This is a genomic window from Paenibacillus sp. DMB5 (assembly GCF_001517085.1).
In the GTDB taxonomy this organism is placed as follows: Bacteria; Bacillota; Bacilli; order Paenibacillales; family Paenibacillaceae; genus Paenibacillus_AQ.
The window spans coordinates 1-19,967 of sequence record NZ_LRAC01000172.1; the positions used below are offsets into that span (position 1 = coordinate 1).

At 51.6% G+C, this 19,967-nt stretch carries 21 protein-coding genes, 1 pseudogene and 1 riboswitch; of the genes and pseudogenes, 8 read left to right on the plus strand and 14 right to left on the minus strand.

Annotated elements, in window-relative coordinates:
* Nucleotides 1–764: 764 nt before the first annotated feature.
* Both AWJ19_RS32325 and AWJ19_RS32330 read right to left on the minus strand, forming a co-directional pair.
* On the minus strand, nucleotides 765–1,577 hold the full coding sequence (locus tag AWJ19_RS32325) for an ABC transporter permease (RefSeq protein WP_068729800.1): 813 nt from the start codon (nucleotides 1,575–1,577) through the stop codon (nucleotides 765–767).
* Nucleotides 1,561–2,598 (minus strand): ATP-binding cassette domain-containing protein, encoded by a 1,038-nt coding sequence (locus tag AWJ19_RS32330; protein WP_068729802.1) that lies wholly within the window; start codon nucleotides 2,596–2,598, stop codon nucleotides 1,561–1,563. The genes AWJ19_RS32325 and AWJ19_RS32330 overlap by 17 nt, the downstream gene beginning before the upstream one ends.
* Nucleotides 2,599–2,851: 253 nt before the next feature.
* Here AWJ19_RS32330 and AWJ19_RS32335 point away from each other — a divergent pair, with 253 nt between their 5' ends.
* Complete coding sequence (locus AWJ19_RS32335) at nucleotides 2,852–3,316, plus strand: MarR family transcriptional regulator (RefSeq protein ID WP_082708240.1); 465 nt, start codon at nucleotides 2,852–2,854, stop codon at nucleotides 3,314–3,316.
* Between the two features lie 7 nt (nucleotides 3,317–3,323).
* Nucleotides 3,324–4,154, plus strand: a complete 831-nt coding sequence (locus tag AWJ19_RS32340) for a DUF6544 family protein (RefSeq protein WP_068729804.1) — start codon at nucleotides 3,324–3,326, stop codon at nucleotides 4,152–4,154.
* A 15-nt stretch (nucleotides 4,155–4,169) separates the two neighbouring features.
* Here the strand turns inward: AWJ19_RS32340 and AWJ19_RS32345 are convergent, their stop codons facing one another.
* Entirely contained in the window at nucleotides 4,170–4,715 is a 546-nt protein-coding gene (locus AWJ19_RS32345) for a GNAT family N-acetyltransferase (protein WP_068729806.1), read from the minus strand.
* A gap of 95 nt (nucleotides 4,716–4,810) precedes the next feature.
* Nucleotides 4,811–5,731: a 2-dehydropantoate 2-reductase N-terminal domain-containing protein gene (locus AWJ19_RS32350; RefSeq protein WP_068729808.1), complete on the minus strand. Its 921-nt coding sequence runs from the start codon at nucleotides 5,729–5,731 to the stop codon at nucleotides 4,811–4,813.
* Between the two features lie 171 nt (nucleotides 5,732–5,902).
* On the opposite strand from AWJ19_RS32350, the gene AWJ19_RS32355 reads away from it, so the two are divergent.
* From AWJ19_RS32355 to AWJ19_RS32365, 3 genes are all read left to right on the plus strand, one after another.
* Nucleotides 5,903–6,475, plus strand: coding sequence for a TetR/AcrR family transcriptional regulator (locus tag AWJ19_RS32355; RefSeq protein ID WP_068729810.1), 573 nt, complete (start codon nucleotides 5,903–5,905; stop codon nucleotides 6,473–6,475).
* A 96-nt stretch (nucleotides 6,476–6,571) separates the two neighbouring features.
* Complete coding sequence (locus AWJ19_RS32360; protein ID WP_068729812.1) at nucleotides 6,572–7,153, plus strand: LysE family transporter; 582 nt, start codon at nucleotides 6,572–6,574, stop codon at nucleotides 7,151–7,153.
* Nucleotides 7,154–7,171: 18 nt separating this feature from the next.
* Nucleotides 7,172–7,954, plus strand: coding sequence for an AraC family transcriptional regulator (locus AWJ19_RS32365; protein WP_068729815.1), 783 nt, complete (start codon nucleotides 7,172–7,174; stop codon nucleotides 7,952–7,954).
* A gap of 51 nt (nucleotides 7,955–8,005) precedes the next feature.
* Here AWJ19_RS32365 and AWJ19_RS32370 read toward each other — a convergent pair whose 3' ends face one another.
* A complete protein-coding gene (locus AWJ19_RS32370; protein ID WP_068729817.1) occupies nucleotides 8,006–8,887 on the minus strand; it encodes a GyrI-like domain-containing protein in 882 nt (293 codons plus the stop codon).
* A gap of 93 nt (nucleotides 8,888–8,980) precedes the next feature.
* Nucleotides 8,981–9,529, minus strand: a complete 549-nt coding sequence (locus tag AWJ19_RS32375; RefSeq protein ID WP_157890134.1) for a hypothetical protein — start codon at nucleotides 9,527–9,529, stop codon at nucleotides 8,981–8,983.
* A gap of 246 nt (nucleotides 9,530–9,775) precedes the next feature.
* Here AWJ19_RS32375 and AWJ19_RS32380 point away from each other — a divergent pair, with 246 nt between their 5' ends.
* On the plus strand, nucleotides 9,776–10,063 hold the full coding sequence (locus AWJ19_RS32380) for a DUF2087 domain-containing protein (protein WP_068729821.1): 288 nt from the start codon (nucleotides 9,776–9,778) through the stop codon (nucleotides 10,061–10,063).
* A 93-nt stretch (nucleotides 10,064–10,156) separates the two neighbouring features.
* Here the strand turns inward: AWJ19_RS32380 and AWJ19_RS32385 are convergent, their stop codons facing one another.
* Both AWJ19_RS32385 and AWJ19_RS32390 read right to left on the minus strand, forming a co-directional pair.
* Nucleotides 10,157–11,584, minus strand: coding sequence for an SPFH domain-containing protein (locus AWJ19_RS32385; protein ID WP_082708241.1), 1,428 nt, complete (start codon nucleotides 11,582–11,584; stop codon nucleotides 10,157–10,159).
* A gap of 21 nt (nucleotides 11,585–11,605) precedes the next feature.
* A complete protein-coding gene (locus AWJ19_RS32390; RefSeq protein WP_128083750.1) occupies nucleotides 11,606–12,103 on the minus strand; it encodes a hypothetical protein in 498 nt (165 codons plus the stop codon).
* A gap of 198 nt (nucleotides 12,104–12,301) precedes the next feature.
* A riboswitch (cyclic di-AMP (ydaO/yuaA leader) is annotated at nucleotides 12,302–12,485 on the minus strand.
* A 291-nt stretch (nucleotides 12,486–12,776) separates the two neighbouring features.
* Between AWJ19_RS32390 and AWJ19_RS32395 the strand changes: the two genes are divergently transcribed.
* On the plus strand, nucleotides 12,777–13,598 hold the full coding sequence (locus tag AWJ19_RS32395) for a lipase family protein (protein WP_068729828.1): 822 nt from the start codon (nucleotides 12,777–12,779) through the stop codon (nucleotides 13,596–13,598).
* Here the strand turns inward: AWJ19_RS32395 and AWJ19_RS35520 are convergent.
* The 3 genes from AWJ19_RS35520 to AWJ19_RS32405 all read right to left on the minus strand — a co-directional run bounded on the left by AWJ19_RS35520 (nucleotide 13,590) and on the right by AWJ19_RS32405 (nucleotide 16,551).
* Nucleotides 13,590–13,757 (minus strand): hypothetical protein, encoded by a 168-nt coding sequence (locus tag AWJ19_RS35520; protein WP_157890135.1) that lies wholly within the window; start codon nucleotides 13,755–13,757, stop codon nucleotides 13,590–13,592. The genes AWJ19_RS32395 and AWJ19_RS35520 overlap by 9 nt on opposite strands.
* 101 nt (nucleotides 13,758–13,858) lie before the next feature.
* Nucleotides 13,859–15,799, minus strand: a complete 1,941-nt coding sequence (locus tag AWJ19_RS32400) for an ABC transporter permease (protein WP_068729830.1) — start codon at nucleotides 15,797–15,799, stop codon at nucleotides 13,859–13,861.
* A complete protein-coding gene (locus tag AWJ19_RS32405) occupies nucleotides 15,796–16,551 on the minus strand; it encodes an ABC transporter ATP-binding protein (protein WP_068729831.1) in 756 nt (251 codons plus the stop codon). Before AWJ19_RS32405 ends, AWJ19_RS32400 begins: the two co-directional genes overlap by 4 nt.
* Nucleotides 16,552–16,753: 202 nt before the next feature.
* Here AWJ19_RS32405 and AWJ19_RS32410 point away from each other — a divergent pair, with 202 nt between their 5' ends.
* On the plus strand, nucleotides 16,754–17,692 hold the full coding sequence (locus tag AWJ19_RS32410) for a hypothetical protein (protein WP_068729833.1): 939 nt from the start codon (nucleotides 16,754–16,756) through the stop codon (nucleotides 17,690–17,692).
* Here AWJ19_RS32410 and AWJ19_RS32415 read toward each other — a convergent pair.
* The 3 genes and pseudogenes from AWJ19_RS32415 to AWJ19_RS32425 form a co-directional block, all read right to left on the minus strand.
* On the minus strand, nucleotides 17,684–18,691 hold the full coding sequence (locus AWJ19_RS32415) for a sensor histidine kinase (protein WP_068729835.1): 1,008 nt from the start codon (nucleotides 18,689–18,691) through the stop codon (nucleotides 17,684–17,686). The genes AWJ19_RS32410 and AWJ19_RS32415 overlap by 9 nt on opposite strands.
* Nucleotides 18,688–19,376 (minus strand): annotated as a pseudogene (locus AWJ19_RS32420) (response regulator transcription factor). The gene AWJ19_RS32415 and the pseudogene AWJ19_RS32420 overlap by 4 nt, the downstream one beginning before the upstream one ends.
* Nucleotides 19,377–19,417: 41 nt before the next feature.
* Entirely contained in the window at nucleotides 19,418–19,867 is a 450-nt protein-coding gene (locus AWJ19_RS32425) for a hypothetical protein (protein ID WP_068729837.1), read from the minus strand.
* Between the last annotated feature and the right edge of the window lie 100 nt (nucleotides 19,868–19,967).

Below are 19,967 nucleotides of genomic sequence, written 5' to 3' on the forward strand. Positions count from 1 at the left end.
TCACTCATTTCGCCTCATCCGCCGAATCGAAAGGGCATTATGATCCTTCATTCTGCCTCATTTGGCCTCATCAGCCGAAATCAGAGGCATTTATGCCCTTCATTTCACTCATTTCGCCTCTTCCGCCGAAATCAGAGGCATTTATGCCCTTCATTCTGCTCATTTGGCCTCAACGGCCGAAATCAAGGGCATTTTTGCCCTTCATTCTGCTCATTTCGCCTCATCCGCCGAAATCAAAGGCATTTATGCCCTTCATTCTGCTCATTTCGCCTCAGCGGCCGAAATCAGAGGCATTTATGCCCTTCATTTCTCTCATATCGCCTCAGCGGCCGAAATCAAGGGCATTTATGCCCTTCATTTCACTCATTTGGCCTACAGAGGCTGCGTTAATCCAGCGCTGTAGCTCCAGACCGATCAGTTGCGGGTTATACTCCGTCAGATGGTGAATGCCGTTCCCTATCTGACATAAGATGAGATTACTTAAATGCTCCCGGCACCAGTTAAACTGCGGTTTGAGGATTGTACAGCAGGATCGGCATAAAAGAGCAGCTTAGGCACATCAGAACCGGTGGACCGGCGATTCGTAAGGTAGCGGCAAGTGTACGGAAAAACCGTTTGCATCCGAAGAGGTTTAGGCTGGTTCATATTTCAGATATAAGCAGTTCATTTTTCATGATCAGGTATTGCACATCAATTGCATGAAGTAAGTATAGAAAAAGGACAATCCTCCACTCAAGGAGGATTGTCTTCCGCTAATCTATCAGTTACGTGCGGCGCATATAAGCGCGGACGGTGATCGGTGCAAAGACCGCCACAATAACTGCTGCACCGATCAGGGAATAAACAAGGTCGGAGCCTGCTGTGCCTGCATTGGTCAAATTACGGACAGCGGTGACGAGATGAGAGATCGGGTTGATTTTGACAAACCATTGCAGCCAGTCAGGCATGGTATCAGCAGGTACAAAAGCGTTGGACATGAAGGTAAGCGGGAACAGCACGATCATCGAAATGCCCTGTACGCTGGAAGCTGTACGCGCAATGACACCGAAGAAGGCAAAAATCCAACTGATCGCCCAGGAGCAGCCGATGACCAGCAATGCCGCAAGGACAACAGAGCCCAGGCCGCCTTCCGGACGGTAGCCCATCAGATAACCCATTGCGAAAGTCAGCACCGTAGCAATGGTATAGCGGACGGTATCAGCCAGGAGCGCACCGGCAAGCGGGGCGATACGGGAGATCGGCAGTGACTTGAAACGGTCGAACACCCCTTTTTCCATATCCTCACGCAGCTGCACACCGGTTACAATCGAGGTGGTAATCACCGTCTGCACCAGAATCCCCGGGATAATGACCGGCAGATAGCTGACCACATCCCCCGAGATCGCCCCGCCGAAGATATAGGTGAACATCAGAGTGAAAATAATCGGCTGCAGCGTAACATCGAACAGCTGCTCAGGTGTGCGCTTGATTTTGAGCAGCCCCCGGTAAGCCATAGTCAGGGAGTTGCGGACCGACTGGCGGAGGCTGGAACGATTTTTTAATTGGCGTTCTGCGCCCGGTTTAATGATTGTACTCATAGTGCTGCTCCTCCGTTTTGGCTGTTTTATTTGCCGCCTGTGCTGCATGATCCTCCACCCCGCGGCCGGTCAGTGACAGGAATACTTCGTCAAGGGTCGGCTTCTGCACGCTCATCTCAGACAAGGCTACTCCTGCTTCACGCAGGGCAATGAGCAGATCGGTTACGGCATCCGAATTGCCCATCGGAGCTGTAATGGTTGCCGCTTCCGCTGAAATGGCAGTCTGTACGCGGAGTACACGTTCCACCGTCTGCCGGGCCAGCTGGATCTGCTGCGGATTCTGGACTTTGAGATGCAGCGACGAGCTGCCGATCGAGGATTTCAGATTATCGACGGTGCCCTCGGCAACGACGCGGCCATGATCGATTACAGCAATCCGGTCGGCCAGCTGATCCGCTTCCTCCAGATACTGCGTGGTCAGCAGCACGGTGGACCCTGAACCTACCAGGCGGCGGATCGTATCCCACATCTGGTTGCGTGTCCGCGGGTCTAGTCCTGTGGTCGGCTCATCCAGAAAAATCAGCGGCGGCTGCGCGATCAGGCTTGCCGCCAGATCCAGACGACGGCGCATCCCCCCGGAGAAATTCTTCAGCGGCCGTCTGGCTGCTTCGCTCAGCCCGAATTCCTCCAGCAGGTCTGCTGCCTTGCGCTTGGCTTCGGCCCGCCCAAGTCCAAGCAGACGCGAGAAGATCACCAGATTCTCGGTAGCGCTTAGCGATTCATCGACTGAGGCATACTGTCCGGTAACTCCAATTAGCTGCCGCACAATCTGCGGCTCCTTCACTACATCATGCCCGAAAATTCTGGCAGATCCGCCATCCGGTCTAAGCAGCGTTGCCAGCATGCGGATCGCGGTTGTTTTTCCCGCCCCGTTCGGCCCGAGCACGCCATAAATCGATCCGGTGGGTACCTGCAGATCGACTCCATCTACAGCGCGGTTATCCCCGAATCTTTTGACCAGTCCCTGCGCTTCAATCGCCAAGCCGCCCTGCTGCCGGGCTTCGTTCATTTGTTGACTCATTTGCTTCTCCTCCTGCACTGCTAATATATAAGGATCATAAACCCCTTATTTAAACTGGGTGTAAACGTGTATGTAAGGTTTCAAAGCGTTTTAACCGTTCACCGCTGTCTCATTATACGCCCGTTCTTTGTCCCCGATTAACGGTCTGCGAGACCATTTCCAACTCCGTCTAAAGATGTAGTGACAAAAGGTAACCTATTACATATAATAAATACGTAATAGGTTACCTTTATTCCGGAGGAGATGAAATGAATTGAACGAACAAGAACAGCAGGCTTATATTTTGGGTTCTCTGCTTATGCTTGCCAACAGGATACAGGTTCTGGGCGATAAGCTTGATGAGAAGATTACCATGAAGCAGTGGCTGCTGATCGCGGTCATTTTGAAGAGCGGCCAGCCGGCTCCCGCGTTAAGTGATCTGGCTGCCATGATCGGCAGCTCCAGGCAGAATGTAAAGAAAATGGCGTTGCTGCTGGAGAAGCAGGGCCTGGTGGAGCTTGCCAAAGACCCGCAGGATGCACGGATTCTCCGCGTACGGCTCACTGAAGGCTGTATGGTTTACTTCGCGGGAAGAAGCCGGGAGGAAGAGCGGTTTATGGCGGAGTTATTCGCTGATTTCGGTAAGGAGGCAACAACCGGCCTGTTCAACGGCTTGACCAGGCTTAGCCGGAACATCGCCCGGATGGAAGCAGGCTCGTCAGATGAAGAAAAGGAGTAGAAAGCTTATGATATTGTTGAGCGCCGCAATAATCGGCTTGGCAGCAGTTGCCGCCTTCTGGTACCTCCCCTATTCGAGAACAAAGTCCGACTTTCAGAGGCTGGCTTCCCGCCTGATGACCGGGATAACTGCTGCAGACACAGTGTTCACCAGCCAGGATTGGGAGGCATTGCCGCTGCCGGTGCAAAGGTATTTTGAGGGAGCCGGCTTTACCGGATTTCCTGAAATGTCCTCGATGAAAGCCAAGTTCCGCAATGTAACCTTTAGCCTGGGACAGGGCAAATCTCCAATTACTATTGATTACACCCAGTACAACTTCGTCCGGCAGACGGACAGAATTGCTTTTATCGACACTAAGATGTACGGCATCCCTTTTCAGGGACTGGATTCTTATGTGGATGGTAAGGGGGCTATGAAGGGGGTCCTGGGCAAGCTGATTCCCCTGTTCGACCAGAGGGGGGCAGAAATGGACCAGGCCAGTCTGGTTACCTTTCTCTCTGAAGCTCTACTGCTGCCAAGTGCTGCGCTCCAAAGCTATGTCACCTGGAAGCCCATTGATGATCTGCACGCCGAAGCGACGATTTCCCGTTACGGCAGCACAGCCAGCGGCATCTTCAGCTTCCGCGAGAACGGCGAATGCATATCTTTTACTACGGATGACCGTACTGCAATAGGCATGGACGGCTCCAAGCAGAACGTACGCTGGACGGCATACATGGATAACTACAGAATCATTAACGGGCTCCGCCAGCCTACCCGGCTCAGAGCCGTATGGCATTATGATGAGGGTGATCTTGTCTATTTTGACAGTGATAATCTGCACATAGAGTACCGCTAGGCTTACCCCGGCAGTCTACACGTAATCCTTCACCCTGCACAGCCACACCATATGCGGATTGCCGGGACCCCAGTAGTCCCGGGCGGTTACATAAGGCTCACCGAACTTCTGCAGCCATCTCTGCTGTGCGCGCTTATAGCCGCTGTCCAGACAGAACTGCTCGATTCCCTGTCCGTCCAGCCATTCTGCCATGCTGCGGATTAGCGCTGAGCCGATTCCCCGGTTCTGTAGCTGCGGAAGTACGTATAAGCTGCCCAGCTCCCCTACATCGTTCAGCCGGCCGCCGGTGCATATCCGCACTTCTTCACCGCAGGGGCCGAAGGATATCGTACCGGCGGCTTCGCCGTTCAGCCTGGCCAGCAGCAGAAAAGTGTCCGGATTGGCACGGCTAAGCGCAGCCTGGACCAGATGATTTTTACCGTCGATCTCCTGGGCCAGATCCTCCCGCAGATCTCCCAGCCCTTCCTGTTCAAAGGCATCCGTTATTGAAATCTCAAAAATCCGCGCAGCCGCTCCCCTGTCCCCGGCTGTTAGCTTGCTTATGGTCAGCTCATTATTCATTCTTATCGACACCTCAGATGCAGATTAAGCATGCGCTTAAGCTTAGTGTACACAAATTCTCCCGGATTGTCGCCGGATTCTACGTTCTGCCAGTCTTACCTTTCGCCGTTCAGAGCAACAAGCTCATCCCAGACCGGAGTTGCCACCCCTGCCTGCTGCTTCAGCCGCTCAAAAGCACTGTTAAGCGCCGTAAGCTCATGCACTGAGCCATCGATCATCCGGGCAACCGGAAGCCTGTGATACAGCTTCAGGAACAGATACATAAGCCTGCGGTAGGAACGGACTGCCTTAACCTGACCTGCCGGGACTATAGTATATCCCAGTGTCTCAAGCACACTGAAGCCTTCGTCCATCGCTGTGATAATCTGCTGCAGCAGCTTCTTGTTCTTCGCAAGTATTTTCACATCACCTTTGACAGCAAATGTAGCGAGGTTCATCGGCAGAATCGTGATGATGTGGCTTTTCAGCCATGTATCGATATCCTCAAGGAAGCTCAGTTTATATTTGGTATGTGCAAAAGCCGTAGCCAGCATGTCCTGGAACGGCACCGGTCCGTTCAGCGCACCAAGCACCATCTGCCCGCCTGCGCGGACGGAGATCATGCGGTCCTTCTCCCGCCGTCCGCCGCTCAGCTGAAATCCGAACGCTATATTTTTCTTGTTTCCGCTAAGCTCCTCCAGAATTCTCTGCGTAGCATGCGCCTCCGGATTATTGCCCACCAGGACAATGTTGCTGCTGGTATTCACTGCAAGCACCGGCAGGACAGCCGGAAAGTCATTGAATTTCATCACGACAAAAATCAGATCATAATGCTCCTCCGGCTCAAGCGTACTGATTACCGTCACCCTGTCAGTGGTCGTCCTCCGCTGAAAATAGTGGCGGATAACCAGTCCGTCCCGCTTCAGCTCCTCCGCCCGGCTGCCTCTCGCCAACATCGTTACATCATTTCCGCCCTGGATCAGCACATGTGCCAGATAGCTGCCGAGCACCCCGGCGCCATAAACCAATGTCTTCATCGTAATCCCCTCTTTTTCGAACAAATGTTGTTTTCTGATCATTTGTTCAATATAATTCAGCTTATCCTTCTGTACAATTGTTAAAATCGGCGTTAATGTCGGTTTCCCGACAGAATGCACACAAATGTCCGATAACTTTTTAAATAAACGGAATCAAAGGAGAGCCCGAGCATGGACAGACGAGTCCGGAAAAGCCAGGAAGCCATCATGGATGCCCTGATCAGCCTGATGGCGGAAAAGGAATTCGAAAAGATTACAATCAATGAAATTGCCGAGCGCGCAGACGTTAACCGCGGAACCGTCTATGCCCACTATACGGACAAGTACCACCTGCTGGACTTATGTATCGAGACCCATCTGGATCTGCTTATCGCAAGCTGTATGCCGCTGGAAGGGCTTAATGAACCGGCTTATCCGACAAAGGACTCCCTGCTGCGTGTATTCACTATGCTGGAGAAGCATACCGCGTTCTACACCACCCTGCTGACAAGCAAGGGGGTGCCCGCCCTGCGCAGCCGCCTGCTCGAGATGATCTGCCTGGGTATCAGACAGCAGTTTGCAGATCATCAATTCCCCGCTGGAGTGGATCATGAGGTACGGATCCAATTTATGGCTTCTGCGACTGTCGGTGTTATCGAATGGTGGTTTACGAACCCCGTGTCCTATTCTGCCGAAGACATTACCGGGCAGCTGTGGGCGATGCTGGAGCAAAATCAGATGCTGCCCGGCAAACAGCTTGTCTAAGGAATAAGCACGCATGCTGCAATAATGTACTATAGACCGCCCCGCGTTCCGGTGTACGATTCATGTTGACTGTTGACTACACATCAGGAGGTCCTCATGAATCTTACCGCTTTTCTTGTATATTGCGTTGTTGTTACTTTTACTCCGGGACCGACGAATATTGTCATCCTTTCCACTGTCCAGCACAACAGCCTGAAGCAGGCTATGAAGTATGTATGGGGAGCAACGCTTGCCTTCGGCCTGCTGCTTGCCGCTTCCGCCCTGCTGAACCGGATGCTTGCCGGCGTGCTGCCTGGTGTTCTCACCGTAATGCAGGTCGCTGGCAGCCTGTATATGCTGTATCTGGCCTATCAGATTTACCGGATGAACACAGCGGAAGCCCAGAATCACTATACGTCCAGCTTTGCCTCCGGCTTGCTGATGCAGTTTATCAACCCTAAGGTGATCCTGTTTACGCTAACTGTGATTCCCGGCTATGTGCTGCCTTATTACAGCTCTCCGCTTACTTTAGCCGTCTTTGTCATTGTTATAACCGTAATCGGATTTTTGGCCTTTATGGCCTGGCTGGTATTCGGAGCGGTCTTCAGAGCCTTCCTCCAGGCTCACCGGCGGGCGGCGAACACGGTTATGGCGCTGTTTATGGTATACTCGGCTGTAATGGTTTCGGGGATTTTTTAACGAAGGGAGGCGGAAGCTGTGGAGCAGTTTATTTACAAAAAAACAGAGGATGTTCTGGCCTTATCCGCAAGCATGAGCGATTTCACTTACAAAAAACACTGCCACGAGGAATATGCGGTCGGCGTCACCCTGCGCGGCATCCAGCAATATCAGCTCGGCGGCAGCTTCCAGTCCTCACACCCGGGAGGCGTCATGCTGTTTAACCGCGAGCAGTATCACGACGGCAGCTCCTATGACCGGGACGGGATTGACTATATCATGCTCTATCTCCGGCCGGAGCTCGTATCTGAGGCGCTTGGCGGCAGGGAGCTGCGCTTTGATACTCCAATCGTGTATGACCGCGGGCTGGCCCGGCAGATTTGCGCCCTTTCCGGTGCAGTCCAGTCCGGCCGGGAGGATGCTTTATCCGGTGAGCTGCTGCTCTCTCTCATTGAGCGCCTTGCCCGGACAGCTGAAGATACAGCCGCAGGCAGCGCAGGAACAGATAACCGGTTTATTGAACGGGCAAAAGAAATGATGCTGGGCAATCTTGGCAATGTGCTCAAGCTGGATGAGCTGTGCCTTGCGTTCGGCATGTCGAAGTTCCAGTTCATCCGCGGTTTCAAGCAGCATGCCGGCATCTCCCCTTACCAGTTTTTTCTGAATTGCAAAATTGAACACGCCAGGCGCTCCATCGAACGCACCAAAGATATTTATGCGGCAGTGGCAGACTGCGGGTTCTTCGACCTGACCCACTTGAACCGCCATTTCAAAAGCATGTTCGGCATCACAGCCTATGAATATATGTCTCAGCTTAGCTAAAACAAACAGAAGCTCCCGGGAACACTGGTTACCCGCAGGAGCTTCTGCCTGTTACACTTCGTTTTTCTTTTTAACCGGGATCCATATTTCGCTCCGGTATGCCGGAGAAGCCGTATCCTTACTTTCATTCCACAGGATTTCCGGCCCTTCCACCAGCTCATAATGAGAGGACGGGAACCATTCCGAGTAGATTCTGCCCCATATATTCTGCAGTGTCTCCGGAAACGGGCCTACCGCTTCAAATACTGCCCACGTTCCTGCAGCTACCTCCAGCTGTGCGAAGGTATCCGGACATTCCAGCGTTGTAGCTACCCCGATATAGTGGTCCAGCTCCCCTTTTTCCTCCATCCGCCCTTCAGAAAAGTTAACCGAAGCACTGATCATCCCCTGAGGCTTCATGTTGGAGAGCGCCTTGAGCTCGCTGATCAGCTCCATATTCAGACTCTGCCACATGGCGGCAATCTCCGGGTTCACCCCTTCGAACACAATCGGCACCCTTTTATACAGCCCTGCTATACTGAATGCTTCCTTTTCTTCAATCCGGTAATTCATTTCGTTTCCTCCTCTAACCGTTAATTGGAACGTCATCCGGGGAAAGGCCTTCAGCGGTTGTCCATTTAATCTGGCTTCTGAGGGAGTAATACCGTGAAACAGCTGAAATGCTTTGGTGAATGCATCGGGCGAGCTGTACCCGTAGGTTACGGCAATATCAATGATGCGGAGCGGGCTGTGCTGCAGATCAAATGCGGCTAAAGTAAGCCTTCTGCGGCGCACATATTCAGAGAGCGGAATCCCTGCCAAAAAGGAGAACATCCGTTTAAAATGATACTCCGAGCACATTGCCAGCCTCGCTGCTTCCCTGTAATTGATCTCGCCCGCCAGCTGCTCCTCAATATAGCTTAGCGCTTTGTTCATATCCTCCAGAAGATTCATTCGCCAGCCTCCTTTCCCTGACTCCAGAGTAACAAAAAGCTTCCTCTGCGCTCCGATAGTTCGTGCACAGGATTGACGGGTTCACTGCTCCTGTCATTGAACCGCTGCAGGCTCCTGCAGGGAAATGGTGTTCAGAATATCAATGAACTGCTGCTTGCTCCGGGGGTCTTTATCCAGATTCGTAAAATCGAGAATATAGATTACTTTATCCTGAATCGAAACAACTCCGTAATATGTATTATGCGTTCCGGTTATGCCGGACGCAGCTGTGCCGTTATCGGCATCAAGGGTAATTAACCGGCAGTCTCCGGCTGGAAGCTGAATCGTTTCATCGTTAATTACCGAGCTGTGATTAGGCAGCGCATGCTTAAATTCATAGTTAGCCTCATAGGGACTTGAAGAAATTCTTCCTGCAGCCTCTCCCCGCTCATTTATCATCAGGTAATTTAGCTTGTCCCCTTTATCAAGCTCCCACCCGGCGGGCAGCTCAATAACAAGGGAAGACAGGTCATAGGCTGGAATGTCCGCGGCTGCAGCAACAGTTTCCTCGCTGTTGGCCTGGACATCTTCATTTGTTCCGCTGATAAAACAGCCGGTAAGGGTTAACAGTAAAAAAACGGATATAATTATTGTTTTACTCACACTTGGCATTACGCTCTCATCCTCCACGGCTTGTTCAACTGGCCCTGAAGCCGTTATGTTCCCAAGCATTATAACAGATCATTAAGGAATATTATCCCATAGGAATTACTGCAGCGCAGCGGGAAATAACGAAGATTAATAAACAATTGCTTGTCAGACCCGGAAAGAGAACTTTCAGTTGCATTCTAATTAGATATACATATAATTAGATTATGTTCGAATATTATACTATGGAGGGAACAGACTATGAAAAGTAAACTGGATAATTTTCTGGACAGTGACCGGAAGCTGCGCAGCTGGCCGGCCAAACGCGCCAATCAAAGAATCGTCGTGGAGTATCTGAGCACGAATTTTTCTGAGAATGTGGAGTATTCCGAAGCAGAGGTTAACGAGATCATAAAGGACAACCACACCTTCAACGATCACTGCTTCCTGAGAAGAGAGCTGGTAGATAACCGGCTGCTGGGAAGAACCGGCGACGGGAGCAGGTACTGGAAGATCCCGCTGCCGGCAGACCATGCCCGGACGGATTAGGCTTGGGCTTATCCTGCCACTGCAGCTTTACGGCAACACAAACCAGCCCCGCACAGCGCACAATTACGGTGCTGCATGAGGCTGGTTTATAAATCACTGTTCTGATTCGCGATTGCGGCCGAGCAGGCCGCCGAGCGCCTCGGTTACGTCCATGCCGGTTAGGGTGCGGGTCAATTCAGGAACCTGGGCCATCATTTTGGCAATATCGCCGGTAATTTTATTCACACCGGCTGAGGCACCATCCTGGGAAATGACAGTAATCTTATCAACCTTGGCCAGCGGGGAAGCGATTCGCTCTGCCAGCTCAGGCAGAACTTTCAAGAATTCTACCGTAAGCGCGGCTTGGGTGAACTGCTTATAAGCTTCAGCTTTCTTCTCAAGCGCTCCTGCCTCTGCTGCTCCGGCCAGCTGCACGATTTCCGCATTGGCCTTCCCCTTTGCCAGCTCCGCTTCTGCCGTTGCCAGCCCGCGTTTGGTCGTCATGGCGGCTTCAGCCTCCGCTTCAAGAATCTGCCGCTGCTTGGCTGCTTCTGCTCTCATAATGACTGCCTGGTTCTCAGCCTCGGCAGGCTTGATCACGGTTGCCTCCAGCTCCTTCTGTCTCAGTCCAACCTCGATTTCACGGACTGTGCGGTTGGCTTCTGCTTCCATTTGTGTAATCTTGACCTGTTCTGTAACGAGTGACTGCTTGATTTTGTTCTGCTGCAGCTCGTAGGCGAGATCCGCCTGTGCTTTTTTCACTTCTGTCTCCAGCTTGAAATCCGCCTGCTTGATGTTCAGCTCCTTTTCAAACAGGGATTCCTTGGCACGGGCAGCTGTTTCAGCTTCAATGGTAGCCTGGTGCGCATTAGCTTTGGCGATGGAGGATTCCTTCTCGGCTTCAGCCTGCTTGATCTGGATGTCGCGCTCTGCTTCCGCTTTGGCAATGCTGGCATCGCGGCGGATGCGTTCGATTTCCGGCACACCCATATTATCGATATATCCTTTATCATCGGTAATTTTCTTAATGGTGAAGCTGACCACCTCAAGCCCCATTTTATCAAGATCCTCGGAGCAGGTTTCCCGCATCTTGCTGTTGATTTCGTCCGGTGTCTTCAGAATAGACTCAACGCTCAGCTGACCGATCAGTCCGCGCAGATGACCCTCCACCGAATGCAGAATAATGGTCTCACGGTCTTCCTCCGGCCGGTCAATAAACTGCTCGCTGGCAGTCAGAATGGCGGTAGGGTCGCTTTTGATCTTGATCTGGGCCACGGCCTCCAGATTAAGCTTGATGCCCTGCCGGGAGAACATCGCCTGTGCCGGAATGACATCAAAGCTCATCAGCATCATGGAGATGGTCTTATTATTCTGAAAGCCGGGAATAACGAACGTCCCTCCGCCTTGTACCACTCTTTTGCCGCCGAGACCGTACACAATCATCGCCTGGTTGGGCGGTACCTTCTTATACGCGTTTACGATACTGAACACAGCCAGCAGGATCACTGCCACAATTCCCCCGGTTAAATAGAGAATAACCATCTGCTCCGACACTCCCCGATTTTATAATTGGGCGGCTTCCCTTTCAAAAAGAGTTATCTCCGCCATACCTTTATCCACCCTCAAAATAATCACCCTGTCGCCCTTTGCAAGCTGCTGGCCTGTCTCGGCCCGTACACCAATAGAACGCATAGTCCCGTGCAGCACATATTTCATTTCCCCGGCCGTTCCATCCTCTGCAGCAATGCTGATGTACCCGAGCTGTCCCGCCAAATCATAATCTGATTCATTCATGCTGCTGTCATACCGGGTCATCATCCGGATTAGCACAACATACAGCAGACAGCCCGGCAGCACGGCGATTACGGTGCAAATCAGTATTGCCGGCGGCAGGTTCATCCTGCTGAACCGGACAAGCACATAACCCGTGCCGCCCCAGACTGTAACAGACACGATCAGCGGCAGCAGGGGCACAAAGCCGTGACCTCCGCTGCCTCCGGCTCCCGCATGCAAGTGGCCCGTCAGCCCGTGGCCGTGAAATCCGCCGCTGAGAATAAGCACCAGTCCCGCCCAGAAGCACACAATAAATACACTAATGATTTTAATCCCCCCTTTCGTGCAGGCGAGTAAAATAAATGACTATCAAACGTTGTTATAAGAATAATCATTCTTATCCGGACGTCTTATCTGCCTTTATGCGCAGCAAAAAGACCACAGAAGGGCAGGGCTTCCGTGGTCGGTTAAATGATCATGGCGCTCATCCTCTCTCTTCGAGGCTTACGGGGTTAGCTGACGGATTCGGGCAGTGAGATAGCCCTACCCTGCCCGGTTGATGTTCAACCTGCAGCAAGGATTCACCCCGGGTGAGCAGCATCATCAGAACAATACCGCATTCACCGTTGGTTCCCCCGTTCCCTAAACCGGAATTCAGCCGTTTGAGAACAGTTATATTAGATTCAGTTGCTGATTGAATCTTACGCCTGCGGCTGAATATTGTAAAATGTCACGGATGGCAAAAGAAGCCAAAGAATGCCATCCCCAATTGAATGAAGGCGTATTCTTTGGCTTCGTTCTTAATCAGCCGGCGATTTGCTCCTTGTTGCTCCGTTTTCCGTAAGGCCGGATTTTCTGCAGCCTATTTGGCTCCCTCAAAGAAAACCGGGGCAGTTAATGCGGCACATACAAGCACCGCACCGCCCATATCAACATACATAGTGATAATAAGAAGGGCGGGATGCGGGTGAGGAACAATAGCGGGTTTGAGCAGCGGGCGATTTTCCTGGCAGCCATATGCAGTCAGACGTATGTACAATTTAATAATCCGGACGGCTTATTTGTAGTGCCGCAGAATTATACGCTGAGACATACAATCTACGCCAAATCCTTCGGCAGCGGGCGTGAACGGTTCGGCTTTATTCTGGAATCTCCGGATGAGATTATCGTGGCCTTCCGAGGCACCAGCCAGCAAGCCGACTGGATATCCGATCTGATCGCCTCGCAGCGCAGCTTCAAATATATTAAGCAGGACTGCATGACCCACCGGGGATTTACCGATATCTACGCCACCGCCAGAAATGAGCTGATATCCGCACTCTCCATCCTGCCATCCGGCAAACCCTTAACCGTCACCGGGCACAGTCTCGGTGCAGCACTTGCCACCTTGTGTGCGGTTGATGCAGCTGCCAATACCGCCTTCACGTCACCTGCACTGTACACCTATGGTTCACCGAGAGTCGGGGACCCTGCCTTCAAAAAAGCGTTCAACTCATTTATCCGTACCAGCTACCGCATCGCCAATACTTTTGACGCTGTAACCTTTGTCCCGCCCACAGTCTACAAGCTGCCAAAACGCGATAAAAGATTCTATTACAGCCATGTTCCCGAGCTTGTCACACTCACCTTCCAGCTTGGAGCGGTCGGCCTGAATCATATCATCAGCAGCTACTTTGCCGAGCTTGCCAAGCTAGACCCGGCGTATGCCGGGCAGCTGTGCCAATTGAATCCCGGTTTCTGTCCGGCCACCATTCCGGCAGCGGTACCTGTCCCTCTAACCTGATACAGAATGCCTGCTGATGAACTGCAATACCGTTTGTCCCGCCTCTGCCGGCTGATGTTCGAATATACTCTGTACGTACATGGTTCCGGTAACAGTAGGTATATCTCCCGTCTTCCAGCTGCTGCAGACTGTTCTCATAGAACGGCTGGAAATGCTCATTCCACAGGCCCTCTTGTTCCAGCTCGGCACATACCCGGCGCAAAAAGGCAGCTCAGCATCCGCTGGAAGCGGGCTGAGCTGCCTCTTTTCATCAGAATGCTTTACAGTGACTCTCTGATCACACGCTTGTAATACAGCACGGACAGGAAGCCGAAGATCGAATATAGCACCGTGTACAGCACCATCACCAGAATCATCGGTGTCAGCATTTCCGTACCGAAGAAGAACCAGCCGGATTTGACCGCAAAATAGCTGTGGCTGAGGCCGATTACGAGCGGGATGCCGAAGTTGAACAGCTGCTTGAACTGGATGCCGCGCAGCAGATCGCCCTGGGTAAAGCCCAGCTTGCGCAGAATGGTATAGCCGCCCTTTTCCTCCTCGCCCTCATCCATCTGCTTAAAGTACAGAATACAGCCCGAGGTAATCAGGAAGGTCAGGCCGAGAAAGCCGACAATGAACATGATCAGGCCCATATTGCTCCGCTGGTTCAGCTCATATTCATATTGGGAAAAGCTCGGATCCTCCGGCTTCTGTTCCATGAAAATCTTGTTAGCCTGAACCCGCTGTGAACGGTCGGCCAGCTCAATCCCGTAATAATCTCTTTTCCCTTCTCCTCTTTGCACCTTTGGATTCTGGGCTTTAACAAATTCCTCATATATGCTCTCATCCACCACAAATATAGCGCCGCCCCCGCCATAGTAATAGGGCAGAACAGCTTCAGAGGAGCTGCCGTTAACCTGCAGGCTGACAGGTCCGTTTACCGTATCAAATTTGACTTCACCTGAATCGCTGAGTGACATGAACTTCTGCAGCGCACCGCCGTAACCGACAATCGTTGTCTCTCCCGGCTGCAAATCCATACCTTTAATATCCTTTTCACTGAGTACAGCGGTTAGAAGAAGACGGTCATCCGGGGATTTAAAAGCAGACTTGTCCATGATCCCGCTGGCATCCACTTCCATCATGATGGGCTTCATGTAAATCTCTTTGTATTTAATCTTTTGCGCATCCAGCGCCTGGACAAACTTCTCCTTCGCTTCCACACGGGTAAACCCGAAATCATCCGGTGAGCTCTCTTTAGCCGTAGCTTCTGCCGAATAATAGGAAATGTAACTGAGTGACAGCAGTCCGATGGCCAGTGCTGATACAGTGGTGATGATTGTCAGTAGCAGCGCATTCGACTTCATCCGGAACATGATAGAGGACAGCGAGAGCACCTCATTGATCGACAGGTAGCCCTGCTTGCTCTTGCGGATCGCATTGAACAGGAAGCTGACTGAACCTTTATAGAACAGATAGGTTCCAATAATGACCAGGGCCAGAATCGTAATCATCGCCCTCATCAGCTCGGACATTTCTGTATATTTCCCGCTGAACAGCTGGGTTGAAATGTAATAGCCGCCCCCTACAAAAGCAATGCCAAGGAGTCCAAGAACAATCTCCCACAGCGGCATTTTGCGGATCTGTGTCTGAGTGGTTGCATTTACTTTAAACAGTGACAATATACTCTGGCCTTTGATGAACGTATAGTTCATCAGCATAATCAGTACATAAATTGCTGCAAAAACGATAATTGTCCGCACCAGCGCCTCAGACGAGAACCGCAGCTCGGCCATCGCGTCGATCTCCAGGATTTTGAACAGGATCATCAGAATCAGACGCGACACTGCGAATCCGGCGGCTATTCCGGCAACCATCGACCCGAAATAGAGCATCAGGTTTTCGGCGCTGAGCAGCCTGAAGATTTTGCCTTTGGTGAGTCCGATCAGCTGGAACAATCCGATCTCCCGGCTGCGCCGCTTAATGAAGATCGTGTTCGCATACAGCAGGAAAATAGCGACGATTGCAACCAGCAGGATCGAGGAGGTTCCGATTGCTGCGCCTCCTTTTACCGAGCCGGCAACCTCGTCCATCGAAGGATCAAACTGCAGGGTAACGAAGGAGAAATACAGTGCCACACTGAAAATAAGCGCAAAGACGTACAGATAATAGTTTTTGATGTTCTTTTTGAGATTGCGGTAAACAATATAATTCAGGCTCATGACTGGACACCGCCCAATACGCCCTGGGTTTTGATAATATCATTGAAGAAGGACTGCCGCGTTTCATCCCCCTTGTTCAGCTGGGTGTAAATCTGCCCGTCGGAGATAAACACCACCCGGCTGCAATAGCTGGCTGCCACCGGATCATGCGTAACCATGACAATGGTCGCCTGGCGTCCCCGGTTCATATCTGACAGCTTGTTCAGCAGGTCAGAGGCGGATTTCGAATCCAGCGCCCCGGTCGGCTCGTCGGCAAAAATAATGCTCGGTTCATGCACGAACGCCCGCGCAGCCGAGGTCCGCTGCTTCTGTCCGCCGGAAATCTCCGCCGGATATTTATTTTGCAGCTCGGCTATCCCCAGCTCCCCCGCTACCTGCGCAAACCGCTGATGCGCCTCCTTCTTGGAGATTCCGGTAATCGAGAGCGGCAGCAGCACATTTTCCTTGACAGTCAATGTATCCAGCAGGTTATACTCCTGAAAAATAAACCCCAGATGATGCTTGCGGAACTCCGCCAGCTGCTTCTCCTTCATTCCGGTAAATTCCTTGCCCTCAATTTCAATTGTCCCCTGGCTGACCCGGTCGATGGAGGACAGCACATTCAGCAGGGTTGTTTTGCCTGATCCGGACGCGCCCATAATGCCGACGAACTCGCCTTTGTCCACCTGCAGGTCGATCCCCTTCAGCACTTCCTGCTTGTTAAATTTATTTCCGTAGGTTTTGTAAATTTTATTGGCTTGTAAAATGACCATTTCGCAACCACTCCTTTTCTGTACCTCAATCATACCCGGGCCGTGCTTACGTTCCTGCGTTTCACCTAACAATATGAACAGGCATGTGACATTATTGTCACACGCCCGTTATCTGGTGCGGCGTCAGCCGGTGTGCTATATTCAGAGTACGAAACGAAACCCATATTTTACCTATATTCAATTTGTCTGTCAGGAGGATGGCATGAAACAGCTATTTATCCCTGCCCTGGAAAACTTCTCGCTGGATGATCTGCGCAAAATCCCAAAAAGCGATCTGCACAACCACGCCGGGAGGGGCGGAAATTTAAAGTACATAGAAGCCTCGGCTAACATCACGATCCAGCCTCATTCGGGAACTTTTGCCTCACTCGGTGAAATGCAGGAATGGTTCGTGCGCAGCGTGAAAAGCCATTGCCCCGGAATTGAAGGCTATCTTAAACGAATCGAAGCCGCTTTTGTCCAGGCTGCAGACGACGGAATTGAGCTGCTTGCGCTAAGCTTCGGGATTGATGAGATTGAATCGCTTGGCGGCATGGATACGTTTATTCGCATAATGGACACGCTCCGTCAGCGTTATGCTCCACAGACTGCGTTTCTGCCTGAGCTTGCCCTGGATTGGGCCTGCAATACGGATGCTGTTCACGCACGCCTGGATGACATTTTTGCTTATCACTGGTTTCGCTCCATTGATATTTGCGGCCCCGAATTGGCGCAGCCGGTCTCGAATTTCCGCTCCATCTACCGCACAGCCAAGTCTGCCGGACTGGTGCTCAAAGCGCATACCGGCGAATTCGGGACTGCCGACGATGTGCTGGAAGCAGCCGTAGAGCTGGAGCTCCAGGAGGTGCACCACGGCATCGCAGCAGCAGCCTCCCCGCAGATATTGCATTGGCTGGCTGATCATCACATCCGGCTGAACGTATGCCCAACCAGCAATGTGATGCTAGGCCGTGCCCGGGATTATGCCAGCCATCCAATCAGAACGCTGTATGATGCCGGCGTTCCGGTAACTATCAATACTGATGATCTGCTGATTTTTAATCAGAGTGTCTCTGAAGAGTATCTCAACTTGTATCAGTGCGGCTTAATGTCGGCGGTTGAGCTCAACGAAATCCGTGAATGCGGACTCCGCTCAAGCTGATCCATTCGTTTTCACAAAATCATTCTCCCGCGGAAAGGTCATCGTAAAAACTGTACCTATTCCAGGTTCCGACTCCACACCAAGGCTGATCAGCAGCGGTTCCGCCACCTGCTTCGTCAAGTACAAACCCATGCCGGTAGCGGCCCCCTCCTGCCTGCCGAGCACTGAGGTAAACCCTTTGTCAAAAATACGCGGGAGGTCCTTCGGGGCAATCCCTTTGCCCTCGTCTTTAATAACCAGCACTACATGCCCGTCCTGCTCCCGGCTCTTTATTACAATATCTGAAGCTTCACTGTACTTAACAGCGTTGGTCAGCAGCTGACGGAGCATAAAACCGAGCCACTTGCCGTCCGTAAGCACCTCTTCCGCCTCCAGCTCTACATCGAACCCGATGCCTTTCGGGATACACCAGGTTCGCAATCCCCGGATCTCTTTATTTAGAATCGGCTCAAGCGCTGTATGCTCGATAAATAGATCGTTCTGCATAAACGGAATCCGCTTCTGGTGCAGCTGCTGGTCGAGCAGATGGTGAATCCGCAGCCATTCGTACATCATCTGGTTTTGCAGTGTTTCATCCGGCAGGCGCTCGATCATCAGCTGCATTGCCGTAAGCGGCGTCTTCACCTCGTGAATCCAGGCCAGCAGATCGTCCTTTTCCTGCTCCAGCAGCCGGAAGTTATCCGCGGATTCCCGCCGGTAGCGTTCCGTCTGGAGGGTTACTGCATCCTGCACGATGTGCTCAAACGGACTGTCCGCCTCCCGGAACGCCTCCAGATCATACACCTGATCCCAGGCCTCCATTGTCCTGTAGAAACGGGTCTCCTTCTGATACCGGAAGAACACAAACAGTGTGCAGACGAGTACATTCAATAGCACAATATACAGCACAGGCAGGAAAGGGATCGACGCATCGACAAAAGCCACGAACAGTATCAGCAGCTGCATTCCGGCCAGCAGGCAGAGCCAGCTTCTTTTTTCAGCTATGTATTTGGTAATCATAATGCCGCCTCTTCGGTAGCCATGTAGCCCTGTCCAACCCTGGTTTCGATGTAAGCATCCAGCCCGAGCGGCTCCAGCTTTTTACGCAGACGGTTCACATTCACGGTTAGGGTATTGTCGCTAACAAAATGCTCATTGTCCCACAGATTCTTGATCAGCTCCTCACGGTCCACAATCCGGTCCTTGTGCTCAACCAGAATTTTGAGGATGAACATTTCGTTTTTGGTCAGCAGAGCTGCACCCTGGCTGTTGGTTACAGTATTCTTCACATACTCAATCGTGGCACCGCGCCATGTTCTCAGCTCTGTCCGTTCTGTGCTGTAGTTATACACCCGCCGGAGCGTAGCCTGGATTTTGGCGATCAGCACATCGAAATGGAACGGCTTTTGCATAAAATCATCCGCCCCCAGCTGCATCGACATCACCATATCACTCGGATGATCACGCGAGGACAGGAAGATAATCGGCACATTGGAATGCGCACGGATCATCGGCACCAGTGGAACCCGTCGAACAGCGGCAGCTGAATATCAATAATGACCAGCTCTGGCTGAACCGCCGTGAACTCCTGCAGCACCTTGGCAAAATCGGTGACACCGTACACTTCATACGACCATTGGGATAAGCGTTCCTTAATTTCGGTGAATAGCGTAACATCGTCTTCAATCAGCATGATTTTGAACATATCGGCACTCCGTTTCAGGTCTTCGTCTTGTTAGTATCTTCTTACAGCCAGCGGCTAAAATTCTTATGGGCCACCTTAATTTGCCGCTGTTCCGCCCACTGAGTCAATTCCTTTATGTACCGTTCGTCTTCAAAACGGAAGCAATTTTTATACGGAACCAGCACATTTCCCTTAGGTCTGATGCCGATGACAGGGGCAAAGTAGCCTTTTACAAAAACAGTGTTGATATGGTCTGCTGCAATAGTCCTGTTGTTAATGATAAGACTATCCTGATTAAGAATGATGTCAAAAGATCTTCTGGCTGTAAAAGCGCGGTATATCAAAATAATCTCAACAGCAGCAAACAGGGCAAGAATCACCGATGTTATATAAATATTCTGAAAATTTCCGTTAGTCAAAATATAAATCCACAACATTACATTTATACTTATCCCTATAAGCTGCCTTTTTTCTGCGGGAGCTCTGGCTGTGCGTACTATTGGATTGTTCATGTACATCTCCTCCTGATCAAACTGTCCACTACTTCCCCCCGACCTTCCTGCTCCGAACATTATACTATAAACTGGCAAAAAACGGTCGCTAACCTTTCGC